Source organism: Flavobacterium sp. GW823-FHT04A11, assembly GCF_058796535.1.
Genome location: NZ_CM179503.1, coordinates 413,043 through 427,234 on the forward strand (window position 1 = coordinate 413,043; position 14,192 = coordinate 427,234).

Here is a 14,192-nt window from a genome sequence, read left to right on the forward strand (position 1 = left end):
GTTTTGCGATACTAATTCAAAATATTTAAAAATGAAACTAAAGTTCAATGGATTCTTAGTGCTTTTATTAGTACTAGTGGCGCAACTAACTTTTGCGCAAGAAAGAGCTGTTTCAGGAATTGTTACTGATAATGCAGGTATGCCTTTGCCAGGTGTGAGTGTATTAGTGAAAGGAACAAAATCCGGAACACAAACTGATTTTGATGGTAAATTCTCTATCAAAGCCTCAACAAGCCAAGTTTTGGTATTTAGCTACATTGGGATGAAAACTCAGGAAGTAGCAGCAAGTTCATCAACAGTTAATGTCAAATTAGCAGGTGACGCACAAGAACTTGAAGGAGTTGTAGTAACAACTGCTTTAGGTATTAAAAGAGAGAAAAAATCTCTTGGTTACTCTGCTCAATCAGTATCAGCAGAACAAGTTTCAACAGTTCCTACAGGAAACTTTGTAAATAACTTATCTGGAAAAGTTGCTGGTCTTAATGTTACTAATGGTACTAACTTTGGTGGATCAACAAACGTAGTTCTTAGAGGTTTTAAATCACTTTTGGGAGACAATCAGGCTTTATTTGTTGTGGATGGTGTGCCAATTTTGAACAACAACGTAAACAGTGCTGATCAAAAGAGTGGTAGAGGTGGATTCGATTACGGAAATGCTGCATCTGACATCAACCCAAATAACATTGCAGAGATCAACGTACTAAAAGGTGCTGCTGCAACAGCTCTTTACGGATCAAGAGCACAAAATGGTGCGATCATCATTACTACTAAAAAAGGAAAAGCTAGAAATGACATGGCCGTAGAATTTTCATCTTCTTACACTATGTCTACTGTAGACAAAAAAACTTTTCCTGAATATCAAAGTGAATATGGTCAAGGATATCTAGGACAAACCTTTTCTTCTTATAATGGACAACCAAGATCAATAACTGGACATGATGCATCTTACGGGCCAAAATTTGATGGTTCTTTAGTTTATCAATATGATGCATTTATACCAGGTTCTGCCAATTATGGTAAAGCTACTCCATGGGTAGCTGCAAAAAATGGACCAATTGAGTTTTTTGACACTGGAGTATCAACAGTAAACAATATTGCATTAAGCGGTGGTACTGACAAAGCAACTTACAGATTAACATACGCAAACACAAATAGTACTGACATTTTACCAAATTCTTTATTAAGCAAGAATAACTTTAATGCTTCAGCTACTTACAAATTTAGCGATAAATTAAGCTCTACATTTAACGCAACTTATGTTGCGCAAAATACACGTAACAGAAATTCAACTGGTTACGGAGGAAATCAAATTGCAGGCTTTAGACAATGGTGGGCAACTAATGTTGACCTTAAAGATCAGGAAGCTTACTATAACATGAGCAACCAAAACTATTCATGGAACATGGCAAGTGCTACAAAGATAGCTCCTCAGTATTGGGATAACCCTTATTTCCAAAGATATCAAAATTACAATACTGATAGCAGAAGAAGATTTGCTGCTAATGCAAGTATAACATATGATGTATCTAAAGAACTTAGTTTTACTGGTAGAATGGGAACTGACGGATTTACCATGAAAACTGAAGACAGAATAGCTCAAGGTTCAGTACCAGCAACTCTTGGATCAAACTCAAATCTTGCAAATTTACCTGCTCAGCCATCTGGTTATGCCCTAGATCTTTATGATTTTAGTGAACAAAACTATGATTTCTTGGCAACTTACAAAAAAGACTTAGCCGAAGAACTTAACCTTAACGTTGTTGTTGGTACCAACTATAACGTACAAAGCAGATTCATTAATCAACAAAGCACATCTGGAGGGTTATATATTCCTGGATTGTATACTATCTCAAACTCTGTATCCGCACCGGCCTTACCTAGAATTATAGATACAAGAAAAGAAGTACTTGGTTTATTTGGACAAGCTACATTAGGATATAAAGGAACTTACTATGTTGAAGGTTCCGTTAGAAGAGATCAATCATCTGCTTTACCTGCTGATAATAATGCATACTGGTACTCTGCAGTTTCAGGAAGTGTTGTTTTTTCAAATTGGTTAAAAGATGTTGAATTTATCAATTTTGGTAAATTCAGAGCAGCTTATGCTCAGGTGGGTTCTGATACAGATCCTAATCAATTAGAAAACACTTATACAGCTAGAACTCCTTTCGGATCTCCAGTGTATTCATACAACACAACTGCAAAAAATGCTAATTTAAAACCACAACAATTAGACAATGTCGAATTAGGTTTAAACATGCAATTTGCAAACAACCGAATTGGATTTGACGTAGCTTGGTTCCAAAACAAAGCTTACGATCAAATTTTACCATTACCTGTATCAACAGCTACTGGATCAGCATTCAACACTGTTAATGCAGGTACATTAACAACAAAAGGATTCGAGGTTACCTTAAACCTTACACCTTTTAAAACAGCAAACTTTGCTTGGGATGTAAATGTAAACTGGTCTAATCCTAACACAAAAGTTACAGAATTAGCTCCAGGTATTGAAAATATTAACATTAACTCACTTCAAGGCGGAATCAGTATCAATGCTCCTCTTAATCAGGATTATGGGCAAATTTGGGGTACTACTTATGTGTTAGACGACGCTGGAAACAGAATTATCGGTGATAATGGTGCATATGTCGTTTCTACTACTACTGACAACAAACTTGGGACATACCAAGCTGATTGGACAGGTGGTATTAACAATAAATTTACTTACAAAAATCTTTCTTTCAGCTTCTTAATTGACGTGAAAAAAGGAGGAAGTGTTTTCTCTCTTGATCAATATTATGGATACGGAACAGGTATCTATGCTAATTCAGTTGGGAACAACGACTTAGGAAATCCTATAAGAAATACATTAGCAAATGGTGGTGGTGAACTTTTACAAGGTGTTATGGCAAACCCTGCTTATACTCCAGGTAATGGACAACCTCAATATGTAACTAACACAACAAGATTAGACAGATCACAATCTAGCCAAGTATTAGGTACAGATCCACCTGCTGCTGCTTTTGTTTACGATGCAGGATTTGTAAAATTAAGAGAAGTTGTATTTACATATAATCTTCCTGAAAGTATATTAGGAAAATCTATAAAAGGAGCTTCATTTAGCTTAATAGGTAATAATTTGTGGATCATTGATAAAAATTTACCATATGCTGATCCAGAAGCTGGATTATCTTCAGGTAATACACAAGGATACCAATCTGGACCTATGCCGACAACAAGAAATATTTCTTTTAATGTCAAAGTTAATTTTTAAAAAAAATGAAAATGAAAAAAATAATAGCAATATTAACAATAGGTCTGTCTATGACTGCTTGTGTTAATGAGGATATAAATACAGATCCGAACAGCGCATACACCACTGTACCGGGATCGTTAATTAATTATGCAGAAAAAGAACTAAGTGATTACGTAAATACACCAAGTGTAAACGAAAACAACTTTAGACTGACGATGCAATATTGGCAAGAAACAACCTATGTGAACGAAAGTAATTATGACTTTACAAATAGAAATGTTTCTAATAGCATTTTTACTGACAATTATGTAAATGTTTTAAACAACTTAGGCAAAGCCAAAGATATAATTAATGCTTACCAACCAAGTGCAAGTGAGTTAGCAGGTTGGCCTGTTAATAAAAAAAATCAATTAGCAATAATTGACATTCTACAAGTTTACACTTACCAGATGTTAGTAGACACTTTTGGAAATGTTCCTTATACTCAGGCTGCGAATCTTACAGCTTTTCCATTACCAAAATACGATGATGGAGCTACAATTTATCAAGATTTAATTGCTAGAATTAATGCGGATATAGCCGCTCTTGATGTTAGTGGAACTGGTTTTCCAAGTTTTTCTGAAGGAGATAAGTATTACAGCGGCAATATTGCAAAATGGACTAAATTCGCTAACTCTTTAAAATTAAAACTTGCAATTGGAATTGCGGATTCTAATCCAACTTTAGCAGAAACAACTGCAACTGCAGCTATTGCAGCTGGAGTAATGACATCTCCTGCCGACAATGGTCAATTTCAATATGTCGCTGCATCTCCGAATTACAACCCTTTGTATGAAAATCTAGCGGCTAGTGGTAGAGATGATTTTTTTGCAGGTAAGACGTTAGTAGATTATATGAATACAACTAATGACCCTAGAATTGGTCACTATTTTGATGAAGTCGAAGGTGGTGGATACAGTGGTCAGGTTATTGGTCAAGGTGGTGAATTTGGAGCTTTTTCTAATATCGGTTCATTTGCTTATACACCTACAACTCCAGGTATAATTTTAAATTACACAGAAGTTGCTTTCTATATTGCTGAAGCCAATGCTCGTTGGAATACAGGAGCTGCAGCAGCATCATATGATACAGCTGTTACTGCTTCTATCGTAGAATGGGGTGGTACAACAGCGGAAGCTACAACTTACCTTGCAGCTAACCCTTACGATGCGGCTAATTGGAAAAAATCAATTGGAGAGCAAGCTTGGGTAGCTATGTTTAATCAAGGTTTAACTTCTTGGAATTTCTGGAGAAGATTAGACTTCCCTGTTTTATTAGCTCCTCCTACAGCTATCACTAATGCTGGCGGTAAAGTTCCCGTTAGAATGGCTTATCCTGTTCTTGAACAACAAGCTAATAACTCAAACTGGAAAGCAGCTTCGGATGCTATCGGTGGAGATTTATTGACAACAAAATTATTCTGGGATAAATTCTAATTTATTCTCAAATATACATCAAACCACTCTGTTCATTCAGAGTGGTTTTTTTTTATATAAACATTATACCTATATTTGCGTCATGGAAAAAGAACATCAAATATTTGGAATCAGAGCCATTATAGAAGCGATTCAGGCAGGAAAAGAAGTAGACAAAGTATTCATCCAAAAAGAAATTTCTGGAGAATTAATGAAAGATTTAATGAAAGTGATGAAACGCGCTAACATCAATTTTTCATATGTTCCTGTAGAAAAACTAAATCGACTAACTCCAAATAATCACCAAGGTGCTGTTGCAACAATCTCTCCTATTGGATTTATTGATTTAGAACATCTTGTTGAATCAACTATTGAATCTGGAAAAAAACCATTATTTTTAATATTAGACCAAATCTCTGATGCGAGAAATTTTGGCGCCATAATACGTACTGCTGAATGTACAGGTGTAAACGGAATTATTGTTCAAAAAGCGGGTTCTGCTCCGGTAAATGGTGATACAGTTAAAACATCTGCAGGTGCGGTTTTTAATGTTCCTATTTGTAAAGTTGAACATATTAAAGATGCTATTTTTTATTTACAAGGATCTGGTATTAAGACTATAGCAGCTACTGAAAAAACTGAGGAGAATATATATGACCTATCTTTAAATGAGCCATTAGCAATTATTATGGGATCTGAAGACAGAGGTATAAATCCTTCAGTGTTAAAAATTGTTGATGAAAAAGCTAAACTTCCAATGTTTGGCACAATTGGATCTCTAAATGTTTCGGTGGCATGTGGTGCGTTTTTATATGAAACTGTACGCCAAAGAAGTTAAGCATATCAAGAGATAAGATGGCAAAATAAATATATTTAAACTTATTTAATTGATGTCTTGCAAATCTGTTCAGAACATATCAAAAAAACTTTGCTGCATACTTGCGACACTCTTTTTTACGTCCATTAGTTATTCTCAAACAAAAACTTTTGGTCAGTCCTGGAACGAAATACAATTCAACAGGACAATAAATGATAAATGGTCTACAGAATTAAATTTAGGCAGTTCGTACAGCAGTACAGAAACATCATCAAATATTTTTGAAAACAATATTCAAAGATCTTTCAGAGTATGGGGACATTACTACTTGTCTCCTCGCTGGAAGATTTCTTCTTTTATAGCCTATTTTGACAATAAAGATGTACCGGAAATTGGTCAATTTAAATCACCTGAATGGAGATTTGCTTTACAAGGAATATACTATTTTCATAAAACAGGATATACCCTAAGTACCAGAATGAGAATGGAACTTCGGCATATGAGAAATAGTGATAATGAATATGAAAATGTTCTTAGATATCGTCAACAAATAAAATACATTCAACCCATTAATAGCAAAATTCTTCGAAAAGGAGTTATTTATGGCATTGCATCTGATGAACTATATTTTAAATCCGGAACCAAAGTAACAGGTTTAAGTTTCTTTGACCGTAATCGATTCATTATAGGCGCCGGATATTTATTTACTGATGATATACAAATAGAATTAGCGTATGCTAATGAATATTTGCCGAGAGACAGTGAAAGTCAAATTATAAACGCTGCATCACTCACGCTCACCTTCAATAATCTTCTTCCTGCTCTAAGCAAAAAATTACTTCACAAAAATGAAGCAAACACTAACGAAGATTAAATAATTATTTGTCTTCTTCCTTTTTCAAAAAACAATTCAATTGTTCTATAATGGCATCTTTATGCAATTTAAAATTATAGCTACGCACAAATTCAGTCCCCTCCATATTGATTTCTGCAATAATCGCTTCAAGTTTAGAAAAAGCTTCAATATCCTTATCATCAATCAAATAAAGAACCTGCATTACAGAATCATTTTGTCTGTATTGCGTGTCATAATGGGTTACTTTATATTGTTTTTGATCGGCCAAATGAATAATTAGATCTTCCTTAATTTTTTTTCCTTCTTTTTTAGGTGGAAATGGTGTTGGCTGTAATGCGATAAAATAATGTTCTTTATCAGTTACTATATTAATTTTTAAAGATTTTGATTTCGTAAAATAAAACACTGCAGGCTCAAAATAATACACCATTGTTCCATCTGCCAATACCCTATTTTTAACTTCGCATTGCGCAATCATTTTTGTACTGATGAGAACGACTAAACATACAATTGCAAAATTTATCTTTTTCATAATTTAGTAAATGAAATTTAAAATTACTTCTAACAAAAATAATCATTTATCTTAACCAAATAATCAGACTTACAATTTATCTCCTGATTCTGATTTAGTTACAGTATAATTTACCAAAACATCTGAATTAAAATAAGTAGAAATCATTTCAGATTCATCTTCTGCTTTTTCAGTATTAACAAAATTTCCATTTTCATCAAAATGCTTCATAAAGTCATCATCTTGCGGATTAAAATCAGGTTTTTGCCAATCATAAACAATAGGTTTTGCATATTCAGGAGTTTTGTAGAATAACGTTAATGCATATCCGGTAATAAAACCAGCTAAATGTCCTTCCCATGAAATAGACGCATCAACATCCGGAAAAACATACCAAATCATTCCGCCATAAAGTAATACTACCGAAAAAGATAACGCCACTAATCTGTAATATTTAGTTTGTATTCCTTTAAAAAATATAAAAGTCACCAAAACATAAATCAATCCACTGGCGCCAATATGATAATTTGATCGACCAATAATCCAGGTAATTAAACCCGAAAACAAAATTCCATATACAATTACCGCAAAAGACTGTTTGGGATAAAAAAATTGCAAAGCAGCAAGTAATACAAAAAGCGGAATTGAGTTATTATATAAGTGGCCTAAATTTTCGTGTATAAAAGGACTAAATAATATACCTCTTAAACCCAAAACATCACGAGGATAAATACCATATTGATAGAAATCAAAGTCAAACCGAATCTGAATCCAATAAATAATCCATAAAAAAAGCACAAACAGAACAGGTAATCCAATAACTGCGGTAGAGAATTTAAAATGAATATCTTTCATATATCATCAATTGGTTTTCTTAAATAATATCAAAAAACTATCCAAATACAATTAACTGATAATTTGTCAGCTAGTCTTTGTTATGATTTGTAACTTTTTAAAAGTAGAGATTTAAAATGAAAAATAGTAATTTTACAAAATGGAAGCACCTTTAGCCGAGCGTATTCGCCCACAAAAACTGGAAGACTATATTAGTCAAGGTCATTTGGTTGGACCAAACGGATCATTGACGCAACAAATCTCGAAAGGAATTATTCCGTCCTTAATATTTTGGGGACCACCGGGAACAGGAAAAACTACTCTGGCGCAAATTATTGCACAAGAGTCAAAACGTCCGTTTTATATTTTGAGCGCCATAAATTCAGGTGTGAAAGATATTCGTGATGTTATCGAAAAAGCAAAGCAAAGCGGTGGATTATTTACTGCTAAAAATCCAATTTTGTTTATTGATGAGATTCATAGATTTAGCAAATCCCAACAAGACTCTCTTTTGGCAGCAGTCGAAAAAGGATGGATCACCCTTATTGGTGCTACCACAGAAAACCCAAGTTTTGAAGTCATTCCCGCATTATTATCCCGTTGTCAGGTTTATATACTAAATGCTTTCACAAAACAAGATCTGGAAGCTTTATTACATCGTGCCATGAAAACAGATGTAGAATTGGTTTCTAAAAATATTATTTTGAAAGAAACGGAAGCTCTGTTGCGACTTTCCGGCGGTGATGGACGTAAATTATTGAATATTTTTGAACTGGTGGTAAATGCATCTGCCAGCGATGAAATTATTATTACAAATGACCGGGTTTTAGAATTAGTACAGCAAAATACTGTTTTATATGACAAAACCGGAGAACAGCATTATGACATTGTTTCTGCATTTATAAAATCTATTCGAGGCAGCGATCCAAATGGAGCCGTTTACTGGTTAGCCAGAATGATTGAAGGCGGTGAAGACGTAAAGTTTATTGCCAGAAGAATGCTTATTTTATCAAGTGAAGATATTGGAAACGCCAATCCAACTGCTTTTATAATGGCAAATAATACTTTTCAGGCTGTTTCGACAATTGGATATCCTGAAAGCCGAATTATATTAAGTCAATGCGCCATTTATTTAGCTACTTCTCCAAAAAGTAATGCTTCTTATATGGCAATTGGAAATGCTCAGCAATTGGTGAAACAAACCGGAGATTTACCCGTTCCAATTCATTTGCGTAATGCACCAACTAAGCTAATGAAAGAATTAGGTTATGGTGAAGATTATAAATACTCGCATGATTACGCTAATAATTTTGCCGAACAGGAATTTCTGCCAGATGCTATAAAAGAAACGGTTCTTTACAATCCGGGAAGCAATTCGAGAGAGAACAGCAACCGCGAATTTTTAAAGAACCGCTGGAAAGATAAATATGGTTATTAAACCTTATTTTATATTTTATATTTTATATTTTATATTTTATATTTTATATTTTATATTTTATATTTTATATTTTATATTTTATATTTTATATTTTATATTTTAGAATTTAACTGAAACTTTTTCAGAAACCAATTTGTCGTTTTGATAATATTCAAAATACCATTGATTGTCTTTTGCATTTAAAGTTCCTTGCACCCCATCTTTGATTGCAATGAAAGAATCTGGTCTGGATGTTTTTAGCAATTTCATTACCACTTTTGGTGTTTTATCAATTAATTGATATCCGTTTTCTGTTGGCTGTGCATAAAGTAAATTTGGATCAGTAGTATCTGCGAGTGGTGTTGTAGCGACAGCGACTGTTTGAACAGGAACCGAAGTACTAACATTTTGTTTTACAGTAGAAGAACTTGCAATTGCTTTGCCGCTGTATTTATAATGTAATTTATTTACAGACACAAAAGCCAGGTCAAGACTTTCCTTGTAAGCCACTTCATAATCTTTTTCTTTGCTTTTTCCAATTTCCGAAGTATAAATTACTTTTCCGTAGCAATCTTTAAATTCTAAATATAGTTTAGTCACTAAAAATCCGCTATCTTTTTTTACATCAATATATAAAAGCTGGCAACGATCACCATATTCTGCCGGAACTTCTTCACTGGTATAATAAGCAGGAAAACCGGCTTTTAGCAAATTAGATTTTGTCATGGTCGACAATCTGTATTGATTTTCTGTTTTAGTAAAATCATATTTCAAAGGCACAATAACGGCTTTATAATCATTAATTGACTGAGCCAGTCCGGCAACTGAAATTAAAAGGGCAAACAATAAAAATTTAACTTTCATGGTTATAAATATTTTTTTAGTTCTAATAAGTGATTTATCTGTTTAATATTTTGAGGAGCTTCTATTTTTTTATCATTAAAAAAAATCGCATCTAATCCGGCATTTAAGGCACCATTAACGTCAGCATCAAGACAATCTCCAATCATTATACAATTTTCTTTTGCTGCCTGAGCCACATTAACCGCATAATCAAAGATAATACTATTTGGCTTTTTAACACCTGCCAATTCAGAATTTGTAATTGAAGTAAAATAACCGCTTAACAAAGCATTATTTATTTTTTTATCCTGAACATTTGCAAAACCATTAGTAATAATATGCAATCTGTATTTTGGTTTTAAATATTCCAAAAGCTCGATCGCACCATCAAATAAATGATTATTATCTGTAAGAGTTTCGATATAATCGTTTGCAATCTGATCAATATCTTCATCTGAAATCTCAATATTTAAGGCATCAAACGAAAACTTTAATCTATTGTAACGAAGTTCCTGATGTGTAATTTTATCATGCTGATACAATTTCCAGCAAGCCTGATTTATAGGCATATATTTTTCAATAAAATCCGTAATCTTTACACTTGGAAATCTTTCCTTAAAAATACGATCAAAGGCGAGTTCAGAGTTTTTATCAAAATCCCAAAGTGTATGATCTAAATCAAAAAAAATGTCGGTTATATGCGTATTCATAATTTAAAAAATTCCTTCATCTACAAAACTATAATAATTTGTTTCACCAATAATCAAATGATCTAAAACTTTAACATCTAAATTATCTCCTGCTAATTTTACTTTCTTTGTAATTTCTTTATCAGCTTCACTAGGATTCAATTTACCAGATGGATGATTGTGACACAAAATCAAGGCTGTAGCAGAATTTTGAAGTGCCATTTTAAAAACAAGACGCACATCGACAGTTGTGCTTGTAATACCACCTGTACTCAATTTCGATTTAGAAATTACCTTATTAGAATTATTCAGAAAAAGCACCCAAAATTCTTCGTGTGGTAATTCACCAATAACAGGCTGCATGATATCGAAAACCATTTTGCTGGAGGTGATTTTCACCAACTCTACAGTTTTTTCAATCCTTCTGCGACGGCCTAATTCTAAAGCAGCAATAATTGTAATCGCCTTGGCCTCACCTATTCCTCTAAAGTTCATGAGCTCACCAATGGTCAATTTTGACAAGGAATTCAGATTGTTTCCAACACTTCCCAAAATACGCCTGCTCAGATCAACTGCCGATTCATTTCTGCTTCCTGAACCAATCAAAATAGCAATTAATTCAGCGTTACTCAAAGCCTCTTTTCCTTTAGAGCTTAATTTTTCACGAGGACGATCTTCTTCAGACCAATTTGAGATTGGCGTATAAGTTATAGACATTATTGTACTGAATTAATAAATTTGCTCATGCAAATGCTATTCGATAAGCCCACATACGGCTCATAGTTATCTACAATTTTAAAACCCACTTTTTGATATAAACCAATCGCTTCAATTTGTTTATACAAAGTTTCTAAAATCATAATTTCAAAACCTTGATTTTTTGCTTCTGTTTCTAATTCGCTAATAACTAATTGTGCCAAGCCTAAACCTCTCGCTTTTGGCGAAACGAACATGCGTTTTAATTCGACAGTATTGGCATTGTACTTTTTAAAACAGCCACAAGCAACAGGTTCATCTTCGAGATAAACTATATAAACATTCGCATTAAATTCAATTAAATTATTGCCCCAATATTCTTTCTTCAATTCAGGATAACGCTCCCATAAAAAAGTATCGAATGTTTCAATTAAAAATAAAAAATCAGGATTTTCGCTGGTCGTTTTGACAACTTGTATAGTTGGATTCATTTATAAAATCTTAAAAGGCTAATATATAAAAAATAAGAAAAATCATTCAATAAAATTCAATAAAATAAAAAAAGAGAAACCGTAGCTTTTCCATTTGCATTGATTTCTCTTTTTAAATTAAATTATTCCAGTTATTCAATTAATCTTTTTACTTCGTCAAAGTTAAGTCCTCCATAATTACCGGAACTCATCAATAACAAAGCAGAATTTTCAAGATTTAAATTGAATAAATATTCTTTAAACTCTAAAGGATTTGTGTAAATTATTAAATCTTTTCTATTGAAAGAAGTAGCAATTTGTTCGTAAGTTACTTCTTCTAATTGTTTAATTTTCACAGCATCAGGAGAATAAAAAACTACTGCAACATCAGCATATTCAAGAGCGCCTTCATATTCTTTCAGGAATTCAGCATTCAAACTGCTGTAAGTGTGCAACTCGAGACAAGCAACCAAAGTTCTGTTTGGATATTGTTCTTTTACCGCTTTTGTAGTTGCGGCCACTTTACTTGGCGAATGCGCAAAATCTTTATACGCCACTTTTCCTTTTCCTTCCGCAATTTTTTCTAATCGTTTTGAAGCTCCTTTAAAACTTGCTATTGCTTCATAAAAATCAGCTTCATCAACACCCATATTCTGACAAATCCATTTTGCTCCCGCGAGATTGTTTAAATTATGCGCACCAAAAACTTCAATTGGCATATCCCCTTCCGGAGTTTTCAGTAATGTTACACCGTCACTAACAGCATATTCAGGAGTGCTATAAGCTAATTTGCGGATTGGATTTACAGCAGCCTCAGCAACTCTTTTTACTTCAGGATCATTTTCGTTATAAACTAAAATTCCCCCATTTGTAATTTTTCCAATAAAGATTTCAAACTGTTCTACATAGTTTTCATACGTTGGAAAAACATTGATATGATCCCACGCAATCCCAGAAATCAAAGCAATGTTCGGTTGGTACAAATGAAATTTTGGACGTCTGTCAATTGGAGAAGATAAATATTCATCCCCTTCCAAAACCACAAAATCATTTTCTTCGGTAAGATGAACCATCGTGTCGAAACCTTCCAATTGTGCTCCAACCATATAATCAACTTCGATGTTATGATAATGCATCACGTGCAAAATCATCGAAGTGATGGTTGTTTTTCCGTGAGAACCACCAATTACAACACGCGTTTTATTTTTAGACTGCTCATATAAAAATTCAGGATACGAATAAATTTTCAATCCTAATTCCTGTGCTTTTAGTAATTCAGGATTATCTGCTTTTGCATGCATCCCAAGAATAATAGCATCAATATCCGCGGTAATTTTCTCAGGAAACCAACCCATTTCAGCTGGCAGTATTCCTTTTTTTTCTAATCTTGATTTAGAGGGTTCAAAAATAGCATCATCACTTCCTGTAACCTGATATCCTTTGTTATGTAATGCTAATGCTAAGTTGTGCATCGCACTTCCGCCTATGGCGATGAAATGTGTTCTCATTTAAATTCCAATTTTTTAAAATTCCCAATTCCAATTTTTATTGGAACTCATTTTTGATCGTTATTAAGCTTCAAATTTTTGTTTCAATTCTTTGGCTTTTTTAGCGTCTTTAAGATTATTCAAATATAAATTATATAATTTTTGAAATGTGATTTTTGATTTACCAATTTCATGCGCTTTTATAAAGTTTTTTTCTGCTGCTGAATATCTCTTAAAATAAACATCTATTCTTCCTCTTGACAAATAACCATCTACAGGCGATAATTGCGCTAATTGATTTGAATATGAAATCGCTTTTGATTCGCTTCCGCCAAAGATTCCCGGCAATTGCAAATAGATTTCTATTAATGCCCATCTCGCCGGAATATGTTTAGGATCTAAAAAAATCGCTTTTTCAAAGGATTCTTTCATTTCGCCAACCATTCCCAAAGCTTTAATTCTGTTTACTTCCATCGCCCGCATTGCCAGACAACCTCCGTATTTATAAAAATAATCAGCTGTATTTGGTTTGAGTTCTTTTAGTTTTTTGAAATAAACTGCTGCATTTTCCCAGGCTTTGTGATGTGCCTGAATCTCTCCTAAATACTCAAGTGTTTTTATATCTGAAGGTTTTGTTTTTAAAATTCCCTCGAAAATAACTTGTGCCTCATCGTATTTTTTTGACTGAAATAATTTCTCTCCTTTTTCAAAATTAGTTTGTGACCAAATTACAATTGGAACAAATAAGAAAAGAAGTAGCAGCTTTTTCATATCTCAAAAATAAGAATTAAAAACAACAAAACCCGACAGGTTTTAAAAACCTCTCAGGTTACTAGATTTTTATGTCAGAGTGAGCGAA

The 14,192-nt window shown here is 33.3% G+C and carries 13 protein-coding genes; 5 read left to right on the forward strand and 8 right to left on the reverse strand.

Annotated features, from left to right (window positions below; translation table 11 throughout):
* Positions 1-31: 31 nt before the first annotated feature.
* From AC3QL1_RS02030 to AC3QL1_RS02045, 4 genes are all read left to right on the forward strand, one after another.
* Entirely contained in the window at positions 32-3,277 is a 3,246-nt protein-coding gene (locus tag AC3QL1_RS02030; RefSeq protein ID WP_492494668.1) for a SusC/RagA family TonB-linked outer membrane protein, read from the forward strand.
* Positions 3,278-3,288: 11 nt separating this feature from the next.
* On the forward strand, positions 3,289-4,734 hold the full coding sequence (locus tag AC3QL1_RS02035; RefSeq protein WP_492494669.1) for a SusD/RagB family nutrient-binding outer membrane lipoprotein: 1,446 nt from the start codon (positions 3,289-3,291) through the stop codon (positions 4,732-4,734).
* Between the two features lie 82 nt (positions 4,735-4,816).
* Entirely contained in the window at positions 4,817-5,551 is a 735-nt protein-coding gene (gene rlmB, locus AC3QL1_RS02040) for a 23S rRNA (guanosine(2251)-2'-O)-methyltransferase RlmB (RefSeq protein ID WP_492494671.1), read from the forward strand.
* A gap of 52 nt (positions 5,552-5,603) precedes the next feature.
* Positions 5,604-6,404: a DUF2490 domain-containing protein gene (locus tag AC3QL1_RS02045; RefSeq protein WP_492494673.1), complete on the forward strand. Its 801-nt coding sequence runs from the start codon at positions 5,604-5,606 to the stop codon at positions 6,402-6,404.
* A gap of 4 nt (positions 6,405-6,408) precedes the next feature.
* On the opposite strand, the gene AC3QL1_RS02050 is transcribed toward AC3QL1_RS02045, so the two are convergent.
* The gene (locus AC3QL1_RS02050) at positions 6,409-6,918 is read right to left on the reverse strand and encodes a hypothetical protein (RefSeq protein WP_492494675.1); all 510 of its coding nucleotides are present in this window, start codon (positions 6,916-6,918) and stop codon (positions 6,409-6,411) included.
* A 69-nt stretch (positions 6,919-6,987) separates the two neighbouring features.
* Positions 6,988-7,752 carry a rhomboid family intramembrane serine protease gene (locus tag AC3QL1_RS02055; RefSeq protein WP_492494676.1) on the reverse strand — a complete coding sequence of 255 codons (765 nt, stop codon included), beginning with the start codon at positions 7,750-7,752 and terminating at the stop codon, positions 6,988-6,990.
* Between the two features lie 139 nt (positions 7,753-7,891).
* Here AC3QL1_RS02055 and AC3QL1_RS02060 point away from each other — a divergent pair, with 139 nt between their 5' ends.
* Entirely contained in the window at positions 7,892-9,169 is a 1,278-nt protein-coding gene (locus tag AC3QL1_RS02060; RefSeq protein WP_492494678.1) for a replication-associated recombination protein A, read from the forward strand.
* 99 nt (positions 9,170-9,268) lie between these two features.
* Here AC3QL1_RS02060 and AC3QL1_RS02065 read toward each other — a convergent pair whose 3' ends face one another.
* The 6 genes from AC3QL1_RS02065 to AC3QL1_RS02090 all read right to left on the reverse strand — a co-directional run bounded on the left by AC3QL1_RS02065 (position 9,269) and on the right by AC3QL1_RS02090 (position 14,104).
* Positions 9,269-10,012, reverse strand: a complete 744-nt coding sequence (locus AC3QL1_RS02065) for a hypothetical protein (protein ID WP_492494680.1) — start codon at positions 10,010-10,012, stop codon at positions 9,269-9,271.
* A gap of 2 nt (positions 10,013-10,014) precedes the next feature.
* Complete coding sequence (locus AC3QL1_RS02070) at positions 10,015-10,701, reverse strand: YjjG family noncanonical pyrimidine nucleotidase (RefSeq protein ID WP_492494682.1); 687 nt, start codon at positions 10,699-10,701, stop codon at positions 10,015-10,017.
* A 3-nt stretch (positions 10,702-10,704) separates the two neighbouring features.
* A complete protein-coding gene (radC, locus tag AC3QL1_RS02075; protein WP_492494684.1) occupies positions 10,705-11,397 on the reverse strand; it encodes a RadC family protein in 693 nt (230 codons plus the stop codon).
* Complete coding sequence (locus AC3QL1_RS02080; protein WP_492494686.1) at positions 11,397-11,867, reverse strand: GNAT family N-acetyltransferase; 471 nt, start codon at positions 11,865-11,867, stop codon at positions 11,397-11,399. The genes radC and AC3QL1_RS02080 overlap by 1 nt, the downstream gene beginning before the upstream one ends.
* Before the next feature lie 131 nt (positions 11,868-11,998).
* Entirely contained in the window at positions 11,999-13,354 is a 1,356-nt protein-coding gene (locus AC3QL1_RS02085) for a UDP-N-acetylmuramate--L-alanine ligase (protein WP_492494688.1), read from the reverse strand.
* A 63-nt stretch (positions 13,355-13,417) separates the two neighbouring features.
* The gene (locus AC3QL1_RS02090; protein ID WP_492494690.1) at positions 13,418-14,104 is read right to left on the reverse strand and encodes a tetratricopeptide repeat protein; all 687 of its coding nucleotides are present in this window, start codon (positions 14,102-14,104) and stop codon (positions 13,418-13,420) included.
* Positions 14,105-14,192 lie beyond the last annotated feature (88 nt).